A 20,303-nucleotide genomic window follows, 5' to 3' on the forward strand; every position below is an offset into this window, starting at 1 on the left:
ATTGATTTTTGTTTTGTTTGTGTTTTTATTTGGTTAGATTTAACAAAAAATAAAAGAAATGAAATACTTTGCTTTGTTGCTGATGGTGTTGCTGTTAACTTCTTGTGCAACAGTTCTTAATAAAGATTTACGATCCATTTATTTTTATTCTCAAAAAAATGTGGAAACCATAAAGGTGAAGGATTCTATTTACGAATTACCTGTTCAACTTAATTTACCTCGTGCAAAAGAAGATTTGAAGGTCGTTATGATGACCGATTCAACCGATTTAAACTATACAATCAAATCGCAATTAGATAATAAATTTATCGCTTTAAATTTAACCGGACTTATATTTGCGCCAGTCAATTATGCCGTAGACTTAACGAATCACAGGCGATTTGAATACCCGCGTATTGTTTATTTGGATCCGATGATGGCAGATGGAATGCCTCTCATAGAGGAGCAAATGCCAAAACGCATAAACAAATATATGGGCTATAAACCAAACACGAAAAAAGGTGAGATCTATTTTTATGGAACATTTACGCCGTATAGTTATATGTCGTTAGATATTCCTGATGTGAATGACAGACAAGAAGGGATAGGTTCTGGATTGGGAGAAATTGGATTTTCATATTATTACAGCAATAGAAGTTATCTTAGTGTAGGGGCTGGATTAAATACCACAATTAGGATTTTACCTATTTTTAATGATTTTGTTTTATATGCTTATACTATTAAACTCGCTAATTTTCATCAAATTAACCGTTTAAATGTTGGTTATGGTGTTTTTTGGGGACGCAACCAACGTAGCGAAGATATTGAAGGAAGAGGGCATAGTGATAAAGACTACGTCAAAATTAATAGCCATAATACTATAGGATTAGTAGCGGCAGCGAATGTTGAAGTGCTGAAAAATTTTCATATCGGATTGAGTTATAAACCCTCTTTATATCGTGTAAGTGCACCTAAAGGGCATGTGAACAATCACTTACTTAGTTTAGAGCTTACTTATAAATTGCGATTGCGCAGCAAATAGGAAGTTATCTTTAAATTCCTATACTTCACAAGAAGTTAACAGGTTTAATTGGCATAGTTGGGTTATTTGGCGTATTTTAGAAGGAAACTTAACGTAGGTTAAGTGCTGAGGTAAAAAAAGGAATGTAGTTTTACTTCAGAGAAAAATAAACGTTTAAAAAACCACGCAAATTATGTCAAATGTAGATTTAGTTATTGAAGAAAGAGCGGCAAGTATTGGTAATTTTCTAGTAGGACGATTACTGCCTTTCCGTCAAAAGAGAACCGTAGGTCCCTTTGCCTTTATTGACCACATGGGTCCAGCAGCAGTAAAAGAACATGATAATTTAGATGTTGACCCTCATCCGCATATTGGTTTATCCACGTTAACCTATTTATTTGAAGGCTCTATCATGCACAGAGATAGTTTGGGGAGTCATGTTGAAATTACACCTGGCGCTGTCAATTGGATGACTGCAGGTCGTGGGGTGGTTCACTCAGAACGCATGCCTGTCAATATACGCCAAGAAAAACCAGATACCGTATTGCACGGTTTGCAAATCTGGATTGCTCTACCTAAAGAGCTAGAGGAAATCGAACCTTCATTCGTACATATCGAAGCTAGTGAATTGCCAAGTTGGCAAGAAAATGGAGTGGATTATAAATTAATTGCAGGAAAAGCCCTAGGGCATGAATCTCCTGTTCCTGTGCACAGTCCGTTGTACTATATCGAAATTAAATCCAAAGATGCAGCAACAATCAATATTGGTGCGGGTTTATTTGGAGAAGCAGCTCTGTATATTCTCGAAGGAGAAGTGAAAAGCGGGGAACATACCTATGGAAATAAAAACATCTTAATCGCCAATGATAGTACGTTGTGTGAATTTGAGATGGCTCCGAATACGACCGTTTATATTTTTGGAGGAGATCCCTTACCAGAAGAGCGCTACATTCTTTGGAACTTTGTTTCGCATGATGTAGAACGCTTAGAAAAAGCAAAACAGGATTGGATTGACCAAAATTACGATGCTTTCCCTCTTATTGAAGGGGATGATAAGAGTTATGTCCCTTTCCCAGAAGGAATGAAGAATTTTAGAAACAAAACGAGTTAAATCAGAAAAAAAACATGGAAGTAAAAGTAATAGCCACATTAGGCAGTACCCTATATCAAACAGAAGTAAAAGCAGGAAAAAATAGCATCATCAGTGATGAACCAGCCGATTTGGGTGGTGGAGATACAGGATTGAATCCATTTGAATTATTGGCCTCTTCTTTAGCTACGTGTACAGCGGCAACGTTGCGCATGTACATCAACATGAAGAAATGGGAGGTAGGTGAGATTATCGTACAGGTTGAAATGGAGGATGATAAACCCAATCAAGTCGCTAATTTTAAACGTGAAATCACATTTACGGATGCTTCTTTGGATGAGGCACAAGAAAAAAGACTACTATCGATTGCAGAAAGATGTCCTGTACATCGAATTATAACAGGTAATGTAACAGTTGCAACAACCCTAAATAACTAAGAAGTGATGGAAATAAAACACGAACAAAACGAAAGTAAAGGGGCATTTACCGCTTGGATTGACGGTAAAAAAGCCGGAGAGATGACGTATAGCGTTGCAGGAACTGCTATGATTATCGTTGATGCGACTCATGTAGATGAAGCGTTTAAAGGTCAGGGGGTTGGACAAAAACTGCTCCAAGAAGGTGTTGTGCCATTCGCAAGAGAAAAGGGAGTGAAAGTAATGCCTTTATGTCCTTTTGCTAAAGCCATGTTTGATCGACATGCGGAATTAGCAGATTTACGGGCATAAACAGGAAATAAGTAGTAATAATTGAAAGAAAAGACTTAGTGGACAAAAAAGGAGGCCAGGCATTCCTTTGTCTGCTAAGTTTTTTTACCTTTGCACCTACGTTTAACTGCTAATAATATTGCTTTATGAATGAAAAAACATCATTTGGATTAATCACAACAATAGAAGTACCTTTTGCTATTCAAGCCATGGGAAGTTGTTGGGCTAAAAAAGGGTTATTAGTGGCAAACTATGTATCAACAGATGCAGAAGATCCTTCCGCCTTTGAATTGGTGTATACCTTGATTGATGAGGAAGGAAATAAAAGAGAGATTGTAGAATCTGAAGGGATTTTACCTACGTTGTTTTTGAACCCATTAGCTGCAAACTACGTGGCTGTAGTAGGGGATAAGGACGAAAGTGAATCTCGACAAATTCTACCTATTTTTAAACGCAATACAGTAGAACAGTTTTGCTTTGATAAGGATTTAGCAGGGCGTTTTGTCGGTTGTACAAAAGCATCTACTATTTTCTATGAAGTGGATATTTGGAAAGAAAGCAAACAAGACATCATGACTTGTTTGACTTTTAATGAACATGCTATCATAGGGTGTAAACAGGTTACGGTACCTATGCCTAAAGGCAATAAGGTATGTGTGCAAAACAATGAAATACACCTGATTACGGAAGTAGAATCAGGCTGGTTACACCGCCAAATTAACGAAAGTGGACAAGAAATCCGCAGTCGTGTTTTAGATTTTGATTTTCCTTTTGTACATGAAGCTTTAAGTTTATCTTTTGACCATAAATCATATTTGTTATGTGAGGAAAATGGAGAAATTGGCTTGGTAGAAATTGATGCAGAAGGCAATTGTCTTTATGCTGAATTGTATAATTTAGGCGATGAATTCTTCGGTACTTGGCATCCTCAACACCTTAATGCGGAAACAAGTGCTATCCAATTTACAACGGAACACGGGAATGGCTGGTTAGTTGTACGCAACGATAGTTTAGTGGAATTGGTGTACAACAAAAATAAAAGCGGGTATAAAAACCTACTGTCTCAAGAGGTGTTAAACCTAGAGACGAATGATTTGGCTGTTTCTTCTATCAGCCCAATCTCAGATACTAAAATCGGAATTGTATTCCACCCTCGTAAATCGCGTAAAGAAAAATACCAGAAGATTTACGTGTTGCAACATGGGGTTTAGTTGATGGTTTTTTGTGAGGTTTGTTCTTTGTGAGGTTTGTTCTTTGTGAGGTTTGTGCTTTGTGAGGTTTGTGCTTTGTGAAGCGGTGAGGCGATGAGAGGGTGAGGCGATGAGGTTGTAGGATTTATCGATTAAAGCGGATTGCCGCAAAAAAACCTCTTGCAAAAAAACGACTCTCCACCCTGTATGTCATGCTGACGAAGGAAGCATCGCATCCGTTACTCAACGCTTGTTATATTAATCAGTCGCTCTACAGTATTTCGTGAGGTTTGCTTTTCGTGAGGTTTGCTTTTCGTGAGGTTTGCTTTTCGTGAGGTTTGTACTTTGTTAGATTTATCGATTAAAGCAGATTGCTGCAAAAAAGCCTCTTAAAAAAAACGAAAAAGCAAAAAAACTTTTCGTGAGGTTTGTGCTTTGTGAAGTGGTGAGGCGGTGAGATTGGTGAGGCGATGAGGTTGTAAGATTTATCGATTAAAGCAGATTGCTGTAAAAAAGCCTCTTGCAAAAAAACGAAAAAGCAAAAAAACTCTTCGTGAGGTTTGTGAAGTGGTGAGGCGATGAGAGGGTGAGGCGATGAGAGGGTGAGGCGATGAGGTTGTTAGATTTATCGATTAAAGAAGAATAATAACTCATAACCTTTAACCCATAACTCATAATCCAAAACCCTTCACCCATAACTCTTCACTCATAACCTACCCCCCTTACAAAAAAATGTTAAGTTTTCTGTTTTTCTTTTCAATTCCTCTACTTTTGGAAACTTGAGTAAAAAGTAGAGACAAAAGAAAACAGATGAGTATAAATTTAGCTACGTGGAACGTAGATCCAGAGATTTTTAGAATAGGGGATTTTGCTGTTCGCTATTATGGTGTATTATTCGCTATTGGTATGATTTTGAGTTATCAATTCATGAAGCGAATTTTTAAACGAGAGGAAATCGGAATTCAATATCTAGATAAACTTTTGATTTATATTGTTGTAGGAACGGTAGTGGGGGCTCGATTAGGGCATTGCTTGTTCTATGATTTTGCCTATTATTCACAACATCCTTTAGAAATTATTTTACCTATTGCCAAAGTAGATGGTAGCTACCATTTTGTTGGTTTTATGGGCTTAGCGAGTCATGGTGGAGCTATTGGTGTATTGTTGAGTTTGGCGTTATTTTGTAAACGATATAAAACGAACTTATTACAACTCTTGGATCGCCTGGTAATTGCAATTCCTATCACTGGTGCATTTATTCGCTTTGGGAATTTTATGAATTCCGAAATTTACGGTAAACCGACAGATTCTATTTTTGGAATTGTCTTTTTACGTGATGATACTATTTCGAGACATCCAACCCAACTATATGAAGCTTTCGCTTATTTAGCTGTAACGATTCTCTTGTATGTTTTATACCAAAAGAAATACAGCGGGTACAAAGGATTGCTTTTTGGTCTTTTCTTGATTTTGATGTTTACAGCGCGTTTTGTACTGGAGTATTTCAAAGAAAATCAAGTTGCTTTTGAGGATGAGATGGCCTTGAATATGGGGCAAATTTTGAGTATTCCCTTTATGATAGTGGGATTGGGCTTGGTTATTTGGAGTTTGCGAAAACCCAAAGAGGAGTCGAATCTGCGTATTGTAGATCCAAAAGGGATACAAGATAAAGTGGAAGATACTGAAGCAGATCCAACACAGGATAAAACACAGATTTAAATAAACGATACAATCGAATAATATAACATAATCAAACCTTCTAACCATTGCGGTAGAAGGTTTTTTTATAGGAGTGAACTTAATGTAGGTTAAGCGTTTTATTGGTTTAGATGTTGTAATTTTATAGTATATTAAAAAACAAGAAGTTATGGAAATAGGAATCAGTATGTTTGGAGATTTGCGTTTGAATAAACAAACGAATACTTATCAAGCTCCACAACAACGTTTAAACGAGTTAATTGAAGAAATCAAACTCATGGATCAAGTTGGACTTGATGTGTTTGGAATAGGGGAACACCACCGTCCAGATTATGCCGTTTCAACTCCCGATATTATTTTAGCTGCAGCAGCTAGTGTTACGGAAAAAATTAAGCTAACCAGTGCAGTAACTGTTTTGAGTTCTAATGATCCGGTTCGCGTGTATCAATCGTTTTCAACCATTGATTTATTGTCGAAAGGACGAGCTGAAATTACGGTTGGACGTGGTAGTTTTATCGAGTCATTTCCGTTGTTTGGTTATAATTTAGACGACTATAATGAGTTATTTACAGAGAAATTAAATCTCTTATTGAATATCAATGCTACGGAAGAACCCTTGACTTGGACCGGGAAGCACCGTGCTTCGTTACAGGCCCAACAAGTCTTTCCACGTGCAGAAAAGCCATTGGATGTTTGGATTGCAGCTGGTGGAACGCCAGAATCGGTATTGCGTGCTGCTAAATTAGGTTTGCCTTTGGTCTTTGCAATTATTGGAGGAATGCCAGAACAGTACAAGCCTTTCTTTGATTATTATAAAGCAGAATACTTAGCGGCAGGACATGATCCTAAAGCGATGCAAATTGCGACGCATTCTCACGGTTTAGTTGGGGTAGACGGAAGTCAATTGTCTAAAGAATACTTTGATTTATACAAAGGACAAATGGACCGCATTGGTGCATCGAGAGGATGGCAACCGTATACGTTTGAGCAATATGAAGGGGGTAGAAGTAGAGATGGGGCTTTGTTTATTGGTGATGCCAATCAGGTGACTGATAAAATTTTGTACCACCAAGAGATGTTCGGATTAACCCGTTGGTTGATGCACATGGACTTAGGAGCACCAGATCATCAAACGATGATGAAATCCATCGAATTGTTGGGAACTAAAGTAGCTCCAGCAGTTAAAAAAGCACTGCAACAATAAGAAAATTCAACGAAATAGTTAAATTTGTTTTTTATAGATTTTTGGTTCGAAGAGATTGGAGTATTCCAATCTCTTTTTGCTATTTAACTAAGACATCATGATATACATAGAAACAGAACGATTAATACTCAGAACATATAAACAAGAGGATGTAGCGGCTTTTATTCGCTTGAATAGTGATCCAGAAGTGATGCGCTATTTTCTTGAAAAGAAAACGCCTGAGGAATCGGAGGTAATGATACAAAAATTTAACCGCAATATAGAAGCGGATGGATTTGGAGCATTTGCCGTAGAGGAGAAGACAACGCAACAATTTATCGGTTTTATTGGGTTGAACACTTTTACTTTTGAGGCGGATTTCGCTCCAGCAGTAGAAGTGCTTTGGCGTTTATTGCCTGAATTTTGGAACAAAGGCTATGCCACAGAAGGAGCTAAGGCTTGTCTTGATTTTGCGCAGAAGCAATTGAATTTGAATCGCGTATATGCTTTTACTACCGTGTCAAATAAAGCTTCAGAACAGGTGATGATCAAAAGTGGTATGACGTATGTCAAAAATTTTAATCATCCGTTAGTTCCTGTAGATCATCCGCTCTTGGAACACAAACTGTATGTAAAAGAATATAACTAGAACTCATAAAAAAAGAGCACCTAAAGTGCTCTTTTTCTGTATTAAATCGTTTGATTATGCTTTCGTTTTTGAAATTTCTTTCACTAAGATATAGCGAATAGAAGGTGCATCAGCAGGAGGGTTTGGTACGTCTTCTTTGCGTACTTCTAACGTGTAGTTATACCCTTCTTCGTATTCAAAACCTTGGATTGATGAATAGAATAACGTCCATTCTCCATCTTCTGTTTCTCTTACTTGTAAACATTTCATAGGTCCAACTCCTGTACAATCTACTTGTTTAGGTCCTACATACATCGTTACAATGTTTTGTACTTCTTTTGTTTCAGGTGTTTCTGTTTGATTCATCGTTTCTTCTACGATTACTTCTTCTTTTTGGTCTTTTTTCTCTTGACAGCTTACAAAAGCAAACATACCTACCAAACTAGCAATTAAAAATGTTTTTTTCATAGTAACTAAAAATTTTACTGTAAAAACTACGGATAATATTTAAGAAAATTTACTTTTTTTAGTTAATTGTATGATAATTAAGGTTGTTTGTGAGGTTTGTGCTTTGTGAGGTTTGCTCTTTGTGAGGTTTGCGCTTTGTAAGATTTATCGATTAAATGGGAATATGCTATTTGTTACTGCATCCAGTTATTTTAATCAGTCAATCCGTCTAGTCAATCCGCTCAGTATGTCATGCTGATGCAGGAAGCATCGCATCTGTTAGTAGGTTGCTTTTTTGCTTTTTTGTGAAGTTGTGGGGTTTCTCGATTAAAGAAAAATTCAGGCACAAAATGCAAAGCACAAACCTCACAAATAACAAACCTCACAAAGCGTGAAGTTGCTTTTTTGTTTTTTGTGAAGTTGCAAGATTCGCTGTGATAGAAGGTTTATTCCCTTTTTATAAGGAATTAGCAGTCCGATCGTGCTCACGAATAGTATGTCTCCCTGACGGAGGAAGGGTCGCATTCCGCGCTCACACCCTGCAGTAGAGCAACTAATCGGAGTATTATTAAAAGTAAACAAGCGTTGAGATTGGTGAGGGGATGAGATCGGTGAGGGGGTGAGGTTTGTGCTTTGTGAAGTCGTAAGATTTATCGATTAAATGGAAATACGTTATTTGTTACTGCATCCAGTCAATCCGTTCAGTTAATCCGCTCAGTATGTCATGCTGACGCAGGAAGCATCGCATCTGTTAGTAGGTTGCTTTTTTGTTTTTTTGTGAAGTTGTGGGTTTTATCGATTAAAGAAAAATTCAGGCACAAAATGCAAAGCACAAACCTCACAAAGCACAAACCTCACCCTCTCACCCTCTCATCGCCTCCACCCCCTCACCATCTAAGTACTATACGCATAGATGCGTTGTTTTTTCAAGGATTTAACGAGCGGACTAACGTGTTAATTAAAGTATTTTACCTACTAAAATGTTAGTTTTATTACTTATATTTGCGTTTATTTTAAAACTAAAACCGTATTAAAATCTAGATAATGAGTTTAGACGAAAAATTTCATGACGATATGGGAGATAACCACATTGCTTCTAGCGATGCGACTCCATTAAGAAGTGATGCGTTTGATCGCACAGACGAAGAAAAGATAGAGTTAATTAAAAAAGACGTTGAAAATATTTTAAATACACTGGGGTTAGATCTAACTGATGACAGTTTGAAAGGAACGCCAAATCGTGTAGCAAAAATGTTTGTGAAGGAAATTTTTGGTGGATTAAATCCAGCAAAAAAACCAAGTTCTTCTACGTTTGATAATAAATACAAGTACAACGAAATGCTGGTAGAAAAAAACATCGTTGTTTATTCTACTTGTGAGCACCACTTATTGCCAATCGTTGGACGTGCACACGTAGCGTATATTTCAAATGGTACGGTTGTTGGTTTATCTAAAATGAACCGTATTGTTGATTTTTATGCAAAAAGACCGCAAGTACAAGAGCGTTTGACGATTCAAATTGTAAATGAATTAAAACGCGTATTGAATACAGAAGATGTTGCTTGTGTAATGGATGCAAAACATTTATGTGTAAATTCTCGTGGAATTAAAGACATCGAAAGTAGTACGGTTACTGCTGAATTCGGTGGACGTTTTAAAGAAGAAAGCGTAAGAAAAGAATTCTTAGATTATATTAAATTAGATACTACATTCTAGTATTCCCTTATTAAATCAGAACTATGGCATTATATCAAGAACAACAATTAAAAGTTTACAACTCTCTTTCGGGAGAAAAGGAAGTTTTCGTACCGATTCACAATGGAAAAGTAGGAATGTATGTTTGTGGACCAACGGTTTACAACTATGTACATTTGGGAAACTGTAGAACTTTTATCTCTTTTGACTTGGTATTCCGCTATTTGAAACATTTAGGATATCAAGTGCGCTATGTACGTAATATTACGGATGTGGGGCATATGGTTGACGATGCGGATGAAGGAGAGGATAAAATTGCCAAACGCGCGCGTATTGAGCAAATTGAACCGATGGAAATCGTGCAGAAATACACGGTGAATTTCCATAATATCCTGAAACAATTCAACAACTTACCACCGAGTATTGAACCTACAGCAACAGGGCATATCATTGAGCAAATTGCTATTATTCAAGGGATTATTGATAATGGTTTTGCTTATGAAGTAAATGGATCTGTTTACTTTGATGTAGAGAAATACAACAAAGAACACCATTACGGTATCTTAAGTGGACGCAAGATTGAGGATTTACTGTCAAATACAAGAGATTTAGATGGTCAATCGGATAAACGCAATCCATTGGATTTTGCGCTTTGGAAAAATGCAGAGTCTCAACACATCATGCGTTGGCCTTCTCCATGGGGAGATGGATTCCCAGGATGGCACTTAGAGTGTACCGCAATGAGTACTAAATATTTGGGGAATCACTTTGATATTCATGGAGGAGGAATGGATTTAAAATTCCCTCACCACGAATGTGAAATTGCTCAAAATGAAGCTTGTACAGGTAACACACCCGTAAATGTTTGGATGCACGCTAATATGTTGACGTTAAACGGCAAGAAAATGGCAAAATCTACGGGAAATAATATTTTACCGAATGAGTTGTTCTCTGGAGAGAATGCTATTTTGAGTAAAGCATTTGCACCTGCAGTTGTTCGTTTCTTTATGTTACAAGCACACTACAGAAGTGTGTTGGATTTCTCAGATGAGGCTATCTTAGCTTCTGAACGCGGATTCAATCGCTTGATGGAAGCGGTAAAACACAGCAGTGAATTGCCTGTTTCTGCTCAATCTACGGTTGATATTCAAGGATGGAGACAACAGTGTTATGACGCAATGAATGACGACTTTAATAGTCCGATTTTGATCTCTCATCTTTTTGAAGGAGTGCGTTTAGTGAATGTAATTAAAGAAGGAAAAGAGCAAATTAATGCAGAAGACTTAGCCTTGTTTACTTCGTTGTTACACGCATTTGCATTTGATGTATTGGGATTAGAATCAACTAATATCATGGCAGCAAATAACGACAAATTAGAAGGCGTTGTGAGCATGTTAATTCAAATGCGCAATGAAGCCAGAGCAAATAAAGATTTCGCTATGTCTGATCATATTCGAGATGAATTAGCGAAGCTAAATATTCAATTAAAAGACGGCAAAGAAGGAACATCCTTTTCTTTATAATTTCATAAAAGCTATAGGAGTGATTCTATAGCTTTTTTTTCTTAATCTCATTTTATGTTGCGAAAGATACTCATTGCACCTTTTATATTATTGGTGCGCTTTTACCAAGGGGGGATTTCACCGTTTTTTCCACCGACATGTCGCTACACGCCCACGTGCTCGCATTATACGATTGATGCATTGAAGAAACACGGCCTGTTTAAAGGAGGATGGTTAGCAATAAAGCGAATCAGTAGTTGTGGACCCTGGGGAGGGAAAGGGTATGATCCGGTACCTTAATGTTTTTTTACCCTTGATTGTTAAATAATTTTTCTATTTTTACGTATTCACTGAAGCGGAATACCGCAATAACAATATAACAAATTCGAATAGTATGATTTGGAATCCTTCGGAAGGTTTTGATTTAGGTTTTATGCAATTGCGTTACTACAGCTTGATGTTTGTAGTGGCATTTGGTTTAGGTTGGGTCGTAATGAAAAAGATATACGATCGCGAAGGATTAAGTGTAGATAAATTGGATAAGCTATTCATTTATACCGTGTTGGCAACTTTGATTGGTGCGCGTTTAGGACACGTATTTTTCTATGATTGGGATTATTTTAAAGATCATTTACTTGAGATTATCTTGCCTGTTCGCTTCTCACCTAAATTTGAAATCGTTGGATTTAGCGGGTTAGCAAGTCATGGTGCTGCTATAGGGATTATCCTTACGATGTACTTCTACAGCAAGAATGTCATCCAAAAACCAATTTTGTGGATTCTAGACCGCGTGGTTATTCCGGTAACATTAGGGGGAATCTTTGTGCGTTTAGGGAACTTTTTCAACTCAGAGATTGTTGGACACGAAACGACAAATGCAATGGGAATTCGCTTCATTCGCGATACGTATAGTCCACGTCAAGCGATGGAAATCACAGGAATGAATAATCACAATGCCGCTTATGATGCGATTCAAAATAACCCACAGTTTGCGGAGTATTTAGCAGCGGTTTTACCGAAGCATCCAACGCAGTTATATGAGGCATTTGGCTATGTTATCGTATTCTTGATCTTGTATTTCATGTATTGGAAAACGGACGTGCGCAAATACGGAGGGTATATCTTTGGTGTATTCTTGGTTTTGTTGTGGATGGTTCGCTTCATCGTAGAATTCGTGAAGGAGAGTCAAGGTGGATTTGAATCTACTTTAGGTTTACTATCAACAGGACAATGGTTGAGTATTCCATTTATCCTTGCAGGGGTTTACTTATGGGCAACAGCTAAAAAGAGAGTATACGCGTAGTATATTCCACTATTGATATCAGATAGCACTTCTTTATTCTAAGAGGTGCTATTTTTTTTTGGAGTGTAATTGTTTTGTTCTAAAATACTTACGATTTTACCTGATAAAAAGAGTAAAAATTATTGCATTATTGTTTGCCAAAGTCAGTAAATGCGCTATATTTGCACTCGCAATACAGAAGTAAAGCAGACTACTGGAGAAATGGCAGAGTGGTCGATTGCGGCAGTCTTGAAAACTGTTGACTGTAACAGGTCCGGGGGTTCGAATCCCTCTTTCTCCGCTGATTTATAAATGATAACTTTTTAAAAGTCATCAAAACAGCTTAAAACCTATGATTCTCAGTGAATTATAGGTTTTTTCTTTTTTAGGGGTATCGCATTTTATTCAAAAATGCTCAAAAAAAAGTTACAGATTCGGTGCACAAAAAAACAGGTAAGCGATGTGCACCTTTTAACTGAGCAAACCCTGACGCCAAAGGGTGCCAGAGAGTTTTAAACTGTGTTTTTGGAACGTTTTAATTCGACATTTATTAATATTTAAAACAGTTGAATTATGTTAGAAAAACAGTTATCAATTAATTTCTTTCTCAAACCAAGTAGAGAGAAAAGTGATTTAAGAGGTGTTTACCTTAGAATCACAGTAGATGGTATTCGCAAAGAGACTTCTCTGAGTCATAAATGGGATATCAACAGATGGAACCAAAAAGCAGGTCGTGCCAATGGTGCTAAAGAAGATGCTAAAACGCTAAACTACATCTTAGATACAGTCGTATCTAAGATTACCAAGTACAAATTAGAACTCTTAAGTAATGAAGAGCCTATTACTGCTTCTGTGCTTATGGATTACATCCAAGGCAAAGGAACTAGTAAGACTAAAGTTTTAGAAGAATTCCAAAAGCATAACGATGAAATCTTTAGACTTGTACCTAAAGAGTATGCTATTGGAACACATGAAAGATATGTAACAGCAAGATCGCATGCCGCTGAGTATATCCGTTATGTATATGGTAAAGAAGATATAGAGTTTAGAGAACTCAATTATGAGTTTGTAATTGGCTATGAACACTATTTAAAGACCGTCAGAGCGTGTTCTAATAACACAGCTATAAAGTATATCTCAAACTTCAAGAAGATTGTTCTACGAGCAGTTGCTAAAGGAATTATCCCTTCCAATCCATTTGTACAATACAAACCTAAAAAGACTAAGCTCAACAAGAAACCACTAAGCAAAGAAGAGTTATCTATTTTAGAAAACAAAGAATTCACTAATGAACGATTAGCTACTGTAAGAGATGTGTTTGTTTTTCAGTGTTATACGGGGCTCGCTTATATCGATGTATTTCAGTTAAAGAAAAGCGATATTACAAAAGATGAAGAAGGTAATCTGTGGATTAGAATCAACAGACAAAAGACAGATGCTAATATCACTATACCACTACTTCCAAAAGCTATTGAGATAATGGAAAAACATAAAGATCATCCTGCTTGTATTGGTAAAGATATAGTGCTTCCCGTTCGCTCTAATCAAAAGATGAATGAGTATTTAAAAGAGATTGCTTCACTTTGTGAAATAAGCGAATTAAATACCCATAAAGCAAGAAGAACTTTTGGAAGTACTGTAACTCTTGGTAATGGTGTACCTATTCATGTAGTAAAAGAAATGTTAGGTCATCACTCTGTTAAGCAGACAGAGGAATATGCTCTAACAGAAGAAGAGTCTATCAAAACTGAAATGCAGAAATTAAAAGGTAAACTTGAAGTAAAATCAAGTAAACATGCCGATAGTTACACAGACTTAATTGAGAGTTTAAAAAATCTAAATCCTGATAAATTAGCTCAGCTAACTACTTTTATTAATCAGTTAAATGGATAACAAAAACTCCCTTGGATTCTCTACAATTTCTAATAATTCAACTGTGGTATTTGTAGTAAGGAATTCGAGGGAGTTTATTTTCAAGCTATTTTTTTATTATAGATAAATATTTTATTTATAGCTGTCAGTGTTCCATAATTATCTATCAAGTAAATTAACTCTAAGTGATGCCAATAAACAAATTATAAGAAAAATAAAGAAACGATTAAGACACCTGATCTTATTTATATAATCTATATATAACTGAAGAAAATGACTACTCTTTTAGAAAAGAAAACATCATATAGGAACTCTTATTATTTATAATCTATAATCTATATATGTAATAAATTAAGATCATTTTGAGATTCAAAAGAGTTTTAATTTATTGGAAATGAACAAATAATAATTTAAAGTAAGTTCGCAAAATAAAGCTTTGGTTAGATTTCAGACTAAAGTCTATCTCCCCCCTTTAGATAGGATTAAGAATCAATAATTAATTGTAAACTGAAAAATTAGTCGTTTTTTAAGTTTTTTACTTATTACTTTTTTAAGTTTTGTTAATTAACAAAACTTAAATATCTAATATTAATATAAAATTAACAAACTATAAGCTTATACTGCCTTTCTTGTTAATAAATAGGGTTTTTAGCTTTGAATTTATACATTTGATTTTAAGCTAGTTAATTTTTTTTCAGGAGCTCATGGAAAAGCTTTAATATAGTTTAATAATATTAGTAGTAATAATTAATTTTTTTTAAAATGAGAAAATTTGAATCGTTTGACAAAAAAAATATAGAGTTAAAAAAGAACTCTATGTTAGCAGTAAAAGGAGGTACTTCAACAACTGGTTATATAGTTGCTGGCTATTCTGAAAATGAATATCCTTCTGATGACAAAGGTAATATAGATTATGACAAAAAACCTATTTTAGTAGATTTTCCTGATTTGTAAAAGAACCCAAGAAAGGACTTAATTTTAAGTCCTTTCTCTTTAAATATAAATTTATGAGATATTTAGTTTTAATGTTTATTTTAATGTTAACCATAAGTTGTAATAGTCTTAAAAAAAATAACGACATATCTTCTGAAATGGAAAGTAAAAATAATTTAGCAATGAAATTGTGTGAAATGTATGGGCTTGATCAAGGAATACGAACAAAGGAATTATCTAAAGATGTACAACATATTATGCCTAAAATTGACTCATTAAACTTTATTAAATTAGTGGAATTTGTAAAAGAGCATGGAATGCCAAATAAAGATCTTGTTGGTCAAGAAAATTATAAAAATGAATGTGTTCAATTAGCAGCATTTTCAATTCTATTACATAATCCACATAGACTAATTGAAGATGAGAAATTTTATAATCTATTTTTAAATGAAGTAATGGAGAATAGAATGAAAGGAGAAGTATTTGCATTAGTAATTGATAAATATTATTGGGCTACTAAGAATGAAGTGGTTTATGGTAGTCAATTTGGAAAACCGTGTATTGAAAATAAAAATGAAGTAAATGAAAGAAGGAAAAAAATTGGTTTGAAAGAACTAGAAAATTCTGAAGACTTTAAGAATTGTAATTAATATGTTCACAAAATGATTTTAATTTTAACTACTGAAGAAGGAGATTTTTCTCACAAGAAAATAATTGATTGGTTAGAATATTATAAAGCTGATTATTTAATTTTAACTGGAGAAGGTATTTTAACTGGAAAAACTAAATTATTAATAGAAAACGGTAACCTATATGCAAATGACATAAACTTGACAAAGAGTGTTTCATGTGTTTTCTATAGAAGGTGGTTCTCAAATGTACAGTATAAATTAAGCGAAGATAAAGGGTTAAATAAGGGATTAAATAAGAATATATCTTTGGAGTTGGCTGAGATTAAAAATTATTTATATAATAACCTGAATCATGTTGAATGGATTCCAAAAGCTGATTCTATTTATGTTAATAAGATAAATGTTTTGAACAAAGCTTATTCAGTGGAATTAGATATACCTAAATATATCGTTACAAATTCTAAGAATGATCTTGTTGAATTTCACAAAAAAAATTCTCCTCTTATAACAAAAGCAATAGGAAATTTTTATAAGACTCTTTCTGAAGAAAATCTATTATACAATCCTATCTATACAAAAGAATTAAGTGCGGATTTTATTGCACAATTACCAGAGAACTTTATTCCTTCATTTTTTCAACAAAAAATTGAAAAACGATTTGAATATAGAATTTTATATTTTGATAAAATATGTTATACTGTGGCAATACTATCACAAGAAAATTCTCTTACAGAGCTTGATTCAAGAAAGAACTCAGATTTAATTGAAAGTAGATTAGTACCAATTAATATTTCTGATGGTTTAAGCAATAAAATAATAAGGCTCATGGAAACTTTAGAGTTGAATATTGGTTGTTTAGATTTTATTCATTCTATAGATGGTAAAGATTATTTTTTAGAAGTCAATCCTGTCGGTCAAATAGGAGGGTATTCAGAGAGAGCACTATTAGACTTTGAAGAAAAAATAGTTAAATATTTAATTGCAAAAGATGAAAAAATTTATCAAAGAAACCGATGAATTAAATAAACTTGTTTTGAAGGGGCAATTGCCTATTGCATTTTTTAATACAGACATAGTAGAACTTAAACAAGATTCTAATTCTCAAAATGAATGTATGTTGAAAATAACATTCTCACAAAAATATCAACAGGTCAATATTCCTATCCTTGATACATTTTTAATAATTAGTAAAATTTATGGTATCTAATAAATATTTAATATTACTTCCTAGTACTTTTATTACTCAAGGACATACGAATGCTTGTATAACTGATACAGAAAAATCGATCTATTGCATTGTGCCCAATTTTTATGCAGAAATCTTTAATACTAGAAATTTAATTGATATACACAAAGAGGTTGCAAGTAGAAATATTTTAGAAAAAAACGATATACTAGCTTTTTTTGATTTTCTTGTGGATAATCATTTCTGTATTTACTCAAATACAAAAATAGATTTTATATATTTTAATAAGAAAAGTCTAGTCCAACCTTATGAACTGAATACTATTATTGTAGATAGTATTTCTTATAGTGATTTAGTTGAAAAAATAAATAGTATTAAAGAACTAAACTACGAATGTATTCAAATTAGACTATTTTGTACTCTAGAATATAAAAATTTAAAAGATATTATAGATATGTTGTCTACAACTAGTTTGATAAATATTGAATTAGTTTTTAATTCAATACCTAGTACATTGGAGAAAGAATACATCCAACTTTTTAATCAAAATATATTTTCCAAATTTATAATAATGAACTATGAGTTCGAAGTATGTTTATTAGATAACTATATTTATACATTTCAAACAAAATTAATCGATGAAAAGCAATGTGGAGTTATTAGTGAAAGAACTTTTGTTCCTACTTTAAGAAATCAGTTATTATCTAGAAATTGTAATAGTTGTTTGTATAAGAAAATTTCTATTGATAAATTAGGATATATACGTAATTGTCCTTCTATGCAATTTCATTATGGGACAATTAAAAATATATCAGTAAGTAAGGTTATGTCTCTTCAAAGCTTTAGATATTATTGGGATTTATCTAAAGATAAAATACAGATATGTAAAGATTGTGAGTATCGCTATATTTGTACAGATTGTAGAGCTTATTTAGAAGATCCAGAAAATTGTTTTTCAAAGCCTTTAAAATGTGGATATAACCCTTATAATGGAAAATGGGAGGAATGGATTTCAAATCCATTGAAACAAAATGCTATAAAATTTTACAAACTGAAGAATAGTTATGAATAAATTTCCTAACTATATTCAAGCTGATTCAAAAGACTGTGGTCCAACTTGTTTGAAAATTATTGCTAAATTTTATAGAAAAAAATTAAACATACAAAAGCTGAGAGAACTTTGTGAAACAACAAGAGAGGGTAGTACTTTATTTTCGATTAGCAATGCAGCAGAGCAAGTAGGATTTAGAACAATGGGAATTAAAATTTCTCTTTTGGATCTAAAGGAGGCACCATTACCATGTATACTATTTTGGAATAAGAATCATTTTGTAGTTCTATATAAAGTGAAGAAAGGAAAGTACTATATTTCTGATCCTGCATTTGGTTTATTAGAATATACTGAACAAGAAGTTCTAAATTATTGGATTGGAAATAATGCTACAATAATCTATAGAAGAGGGGATTGCTTTATTACTAGAACCCACACCTCATTTCTATAGTAATGAATTGGGAGAGGAAAATAAGGCTAAATTTGGATTTAGATTTTTGTTTAAGTATTTGTTTAAATATAAAACTTTAATCACTCAGTTAGCTATTGGTTTATTAGCTGGTTCACTGTTACAATTGGTATTTCCATTTTTAACCCAAAGTATCGTGGATGTTGGAATTCAAAATCAAAATTTACATTTTGTGTATTTGATTTTGATTGCCCAACTATTTTTGTTTTTTGGTAAAACAGCCTTGGAATTTGTTCGACATTGGATTCTATTGCATCTATCTATACGAATTAATATTTCGTTGATTTCTGATTTTTTCATCAAACTAATGAATCTTCCCATCTCCTTTTTTGATGTTCGTATGACTGGAGATATTATGCAACGAATCAATGATCATAAACGTATTGAACGTATTTTGACCAATTCCTCTTTAGATGTGTTATTTTCATTTGTGAATATGCTAATTATGGGAGGAATATTGGCCTATTACAACTTGCAAATCTTTGCTGTATTTGTAATAGGGAGTCTTCTATATTTTGGATGGATTATTTTATTTCTTAAAAAAAGAGAGGCTTTAGATTACAAACGATTTTCTGAAGTAAGCCAAGAACAAAGTAAGGTAATTGAGCTGATTAATGGGATGCAGGAAATAAAATTGCACAATGCCGAAAAACAAAAAAGATGGGGATGGGAACATATCCAGGCTCGTTTGTTTAAGGTTTCGATTAAAGGGCTAGTATTAGAACAAGTACAAGGTATTGGTTCGAATTTTATCAATGAACTCAAAAATATATTTATCATTTTCTTATCTGCTAAACTAGTTATTGATGGGGAAATTACTTTAGGTATGATGATGGCTATTTCTACTATTGTAGGTAGTTTAAATGGTCCAATAGCAATGCTTATTAACTTTACTAGAGAGGCACAAGATGCAAGAATTTCATTAGCTCGTTTAGCTGAAATTCACAATAAAGAAGATGAAACAGAGCAGGATGTCGATTCACTTAAAGAAATTCCAAAAACAGCAGATATCTACTTAAAAGAGGTTTCATTTCGCTATATAGGTGCCCAAGCCTTTGTTCTTGAAAATTTGAATTTGAAGATTCCTTCTCAAAAAATAACAGCGATTGTAGGGACGAGTGGTAGTGGTAAAACGACATTAATGAAATTATTATTGAAGTTTTATGCTCCCAATGAAGGGGTGATCCAGTATGGAAATACAGATTTGGAAAAAATAAATCAAAAAGCGTGGAGAAATCACGTAGGAACGGTTATGCAAGAAGGCTATATCTTTAATGATTCTATTGCAAATAATATAGCAATTGGGGAGGATATTATAGATAAAAAGAGATTACAATATGCGGTTGAAGTGGCGAATATTCAATCTTTCATCGAAAGTTTGCCTTTGCATTATAATACGAAGATTGGGATGGAGGGGATCGGTATGAGTACAGGGCAAAAGCAGCGTTTACTTATCGCTAGAGCCGTTTATAAAAATCCCGAAATGTTGTTCTTTGATGAGGCTACAAGTGCATTAGATGCTAATAATGAAAAGGCAATTATGGAAAAGCTAAATGTCTTTTTTAAAGGAAAAACAGTTGTTATTATCGCTCATCGGTTGAGTACGGTTATGAATGCAGACAATATCGTAGTACTAGATCAAGGCAGAATTATAGAACAAGGTAATCATTCTGACCTTGTAGATTTAAAGGGAAACTACTATCAATTAGTCAAAAACCAATTGCAGTTAGGAAATTAG

Annotated in this window: 19 protein-coding genes, 1 tRNA gene and 1 pseudogene; 20 read left to right on the forward strand and 1 reads right to left on the reverse strand. The window is 34.0% G+C overall.

The features are described from left to right. The first annotated feature begins 58 nt into the window (after window positions 1-58). From M2306_RS03480 to M2306_RS03515, 8 genes are all read left to right on the forward strand, one after another. Window positions 59-1,021 carry a hypothetical protein gene (locus M2306_RS03480; protein WP_115090697.1) on the forward strand — a complete coding sequence of 321 codons (963 nt, stop codon included), beginning with the start codon at window positions 59-61 and terminating at the stop codon, window positions 1,019-1,021. A 172-nt stretch (window positions 1,022-1,193) separates the two neighbouring features. Continuing rightward, window positions 1,194-2,111 carry a pirin family protein gene (locus M2306_RS03485; RefSeq protein WP_002985563.1) on the forward strand — a complete coding sequence of 306 codons (918 nt, stop codon included), beginning with the start codon at window positions 1,194-1,196 and terminating at the stop codon, window positions 2,109-2,111. A 14-nt stretch (window positions 2,112-2,125) separates the two neighbouring features. After that, complete coding sequence (locus M2306_RS03490) at window positions 2,126-2,527, forward strand: OsmC family protein (protein WP_259187994.1); 402 nt, start codon at window positions 2,126-2,128, stop codon at window positions 2,525-2,527. Window positions 2,528-2,533: 6 nt separating this feature from the next. After that, window positions 2,534-2,818: a GNAT family N-acetyltransferase gene (locus tag M2306_RS03495; RefSeq protein ID WP_002985558.1), complete on the forward strand. Its 285-nt coding sequence runs from the start codon at window positions 2,534-2,536 to the stop codon at window positions 2,816-2,818. Window positions 2,819-2,943: 125 nt separating this feature from the next. Further along, a complete protein-coding gene (locus tag M2306_RS03500) occupies window positions 2,944-4,008 on the forward strand; it encodes a hypothetical protein (RefSeq protein ID WP_259187995.1) in 1,065 nt (354 codons plus the stop codon). 789 nt (window positions 4,009-4,797) lie between these two features. Next, a complete protein-coding gene (gene lgt / locus M2306_RS03505) occupies window positions 4,798-5,706 on the forward strand; it encodes a prolipoprotein diacylglyceryl transferase (RefSeq protein WP_259187996.1) in 909 nt (302 codons plus the stop codon). A gap of 148 nt (window positions 5,707-5,854) precedes the next feature. After that, entirely contained in the window at window positions 5,855-6,889 is a 1,035-nt protein-coding gene (locus M2306_RS03510) for an LLM class flavin-dependent oxidoreductase (protein ID WP_259187997.1), read from the forward strand. Between the two features lie 97 nt (window positions 6,890-6,986). Beyond that, window positions 6,987-7,517 carry a GNAT family N-acetyltransferase gene (locus tag M2306_RS03515; protein ID WP_259187998.1) on the forward strand — a complete coding sequence of 177 codons (531 nt, stop codon included), beginning with the start codon at window positions 6,987-6,989 and terminating at the stop codon, window positions 7,515-7,517. Between the two features lie 54 nt (window positions 7,518-7,571). Here the strand turns inward: M2306_RS03515 and M2306_RS03520 are convergent, their stop codons facing one another. Next, window positions 7,572-7,964, reverse strand: a complete 393-nt coding sequence (locus M2306_RS03520; protein WP_259187999.1) for a DUF4377 domain-containing protein — start codon at window positions 7,962-7,964, stop codon at window positions 7,572-7,574. Between the two features lie 1,023 nt (window positions 7,965-8,987). Between M2306_RS03520 and folE the strand changes: the two genes are divergently transcribed. The 12 genes and pseudogenes from folE (at window position 8,988) to M2306_RS03580 (ending at window position 20,303) form a co-directional block, all read left to right on the forward strand. Beyond that, on the forward strand, window positions 8,988-9,659 hold the full coding sequence (gene folE, locus M2306_RS03525; protein WP_060873444.1) for a GTP cyclohydrolase I FolE: 672 nt from the start codon (window positions 8,988-8,990) through the stop codon (window positions 9,657-9,659). A 23-nt stretch (window positions 9,660-9,682) separates the two neighbouring features. Next, entirely contained in the window at window positions 9,683-11,161 is a 1,479-nt protein-coding gene (cysS, locus tag M2306_RS03530; RefSeq protein WP_115090689.1) for a cysteine--tRNA ligase, read from the forward strand. A gap of 54 nt (window positions 11,162-11,215) precedes the next feature. Further along, window positions 11,216-11,440, forward strand: coding sequence for a membrane protein insertion efficiency factor YidD (gene yidD / locus M2306_RS03535; RefSeq protein ID WP_002985543.1), 225 nt, complete (start codon window positions 11,216-11,218; stop codon window positions 11,438-11,440). Window positions 11,441-11,534: 94 nt separating this feature from the next. Next, window positions 11,535-12,443 carry a prolipoprotein diacylglyceryl transferase gene (lgt, locus tag M2306_RS03540; RefSeq protein WP_374759762.1) on the forward strand — a complete coding sequence of 303 codons (909 nt, stop codon included), beginning with the start codon at window positions 11,535-11,537 and terminating at the stop codon, window positions 12,441-12,443. Window positions 12,444-12,638: 195 nt separating this feature from the next. Next, window positions 12,639-12,723: transfer RNA gene (locus M2306_RS03545), tRNA-Ser, on the forward strand. Between the two features lie 272 nt (window positions 12,724-12,995). Beyond that, window positions 12,996-14,315 (forward strand): site-specific integrase, encoded by a 1,320-nt coding sequence (locus M2306_RS03550; RefSeq protein ID WP_259188001.1) that lies wholly within the window; start codon window positions 12,996-12,998, stop codon window positions 14,313-14,315. Between the two features lie 741 nt (window positions 14,316-15,056). After that, window positions 15,057-15,248: a hypothetical protein gene (locus tag M2306_RS03555; protein ID WP_115090686.1), complete on the forward strand. Its 192-nt coding sequence runs from the start codon at window positions 15,057-15,059 to the stop codon at window positions 15,246-15,248. Between the two features lie 53 nt (window positions 15,249-15,301). Next, complete coding sequence (locus tag M2306_RS03560) at window positions 15,302-15,877, forward strand: hypothetical protein (RefSeq protein ID WP_181816693.1); 576 nt, start codon at window positions 15,302-15,304, stop codon at window positions 15,875-15,877. Between the two features lie 12 nt (window positions 15,878-15,889). Next, window positions 15,890-16,876, forward strand: a complete 987-nt coding sequence (locus tag M2306_RS03565) for an ATP-grasp domain-containing protein (protein WP_259188002.1) — start codon at window positions 15,890-15,892, stop codon at window positions 16,874-16,876. Next, window positions 16,848-17,066 (forward strand): hypothetical protein, encoded by a 219-nt coding sequence (locus M2306_RS03570; protein WP_115090684.1) that lies wholly within the window; start codon window positions 16,848-16,850, stop codon window positions 17,064-17,066. The genes M2306_RS03565 and M2306_RS03570 overlap by 29 nt, the downstream gene beginning before the upstream one ends. Further along, window positions 17,056-18,117, forward strand: coding sequence for a grasp-with-spasm system SPASM domain peptide maturase (gene gwsS / locus M2306_RS03575; RefSeq protein ID WP_259188003.1), 1,062 nt, complete (start codon window positions 17,056-17,058; stop codon window positions 18,115-18,117). Before M2306_RS03570 ends, gwsS begins: the two co-directional genes overlap by 11 nt. Further along, a pseudogene (locus M2306_RS03580) lies at window positions 18,110-20,303 on the forward strand (peptidase domain-containing ABC transporter). Before gwsS ends, M2306_RS03580 begins: the two are co-directional and overlap by 8 nt.

The organism is Myroides gitamensis (assembly GCF_029894455.1).
Lineage (GTDB): Bacteria > Bacteroidota > Bacteroidia > Flavobacteriales > Flavobacteriaceae > Flavobacterium > Flavobacterium odoratum.

Excerpts from the sequence above, each read along its gene's own strand:
- M2306_RS03480 (WP_115090697.1), top strand. The coding sequence starts at position 59 with ATGAAATACTTTGCTTTGTTGCTGATGGTGTTGCTGTTAACTTCTTGT.
- M2306_RS03485 (WP_002985563.1), top strand. The coding sequence starts at position 1,194 with ATGTCAAATGTAGATTTAGTTATTGAAGAAAGAGCGGCAAGTATTGGT.
- M2306_RS03490 (WP_259187994.1), top strand. The coding sequence starts at position 2,126 with ATGGAAGTAAAAGTAATAGCCACATTAGGCAGTACCCTATATCAAACA.
- M2306_RS03495 (WP_002985558.1), top strand. The coding sequence starts at position 2,534 with ATGGAAATAAAACACGAACAAAACGAAAGTAAAGGGGCATTTACCGCT.
- M2306_RS03500 (WP_259187995.1), top strand. The coding sequence starts at position 2,944 with ATGAATGAAAAAACATCATTTGGATTAATCACAACAATAGAAGTACCT.
- lgt (WP_259187996.1), top strand. The coding sequence starts at position 4,798 with ATGAGTATAAATTTAGCTACGTGGAACGTAGATCCAGAGATTTTTAGA.
- M2306_RS03510 (WP_259187997.1), top strand. The coding sequence starts at position 5,855 with ATGGAAATAGGAATCAGTATGTTTGGAGATTTGCGTTTGAATAAACAA.
- M2306_RS03515 (WP_259187998.1), top strand. The coding sequence starts at position 6,987 with ATGATATACATAGAAACAGAACGATTAATACTCAGAACATATAAACAA.
- M2306_RS03520 (WP_259187999.1), bottom strand. The coding sequence starts at position 7,964 with ATGAAAAAAACATTTTTAATTGCTAGTTTGGTAGGTATGTTTGCTTTT.
- folE (WP_060873444.1), top strand. The coding sequence starts at position 8,988 with ATGAGTTTAGACGAAAAATTTCATGACGATATGGGAGATAACCACATT.
- cysS (WP_115090689.1), top strand. The coding sequence starts at position 9,683 with ATGGCATTATATCAAGAACAACAATTAAAAGTTTACAACTCTCTTTCG.
- yidD (WP_002985543.1), top strand. The coding sequence starts at position 11,216 with ATGTTGCGAAAGATACTCATTGCACCTTTTATATTATTGGTGCGCTTT.
- lgt (WP_374759762.1), top strand. The coding sequence starts at position 11,535 with ATGATTTGGAATCCTTCGGAAGGTTTTGATTTAGGTTTTATGCAATTG.
- M2306_RS03550 (WP_259188001.1), top strand. The coding sequence starts at position 12,996 with ATGTTAGAAAAACAGTTATCAATTAATTTCTTTCTCAAACCAAGTAGA.
- M2306_RS03555 (WP_115090686.1), top strand. The coding sequence starts at position 15,057 with ATGAGAAAATTTGAATCGTTTGACAAAAAAAATATAGAGTTAAAAAAG.
- M2306_RS03560 (WP_181816693.1), top strand. The coding sequence starts at position 15,302 with ATGAGATATTTAGTTTTAATGTTTATTTTAATGTTAACCATAAGTTGT.
- M2306_RS03565 (WP_259188002.1), top strand. The coding sequence starts at position 15,890 with ATGATTTTAATTTTAACTACTGAAGAAGGAGATTTTTCTCACAAGAAA.
- M2306_RS03570 (WP_115090684.1), top strand. The coding sequence starts at position 16,848 with ATGAAAAAATTTATCAAAGAAACCGATGAATTAAATAAACTTGTTTTG.
- gwsS (WP_259188003.1), top strand. The coding sequence starts at position 17,056 with ATGGTATCTAATAAATATTTAATATTACTTCCTAGTACTTTTATTACT.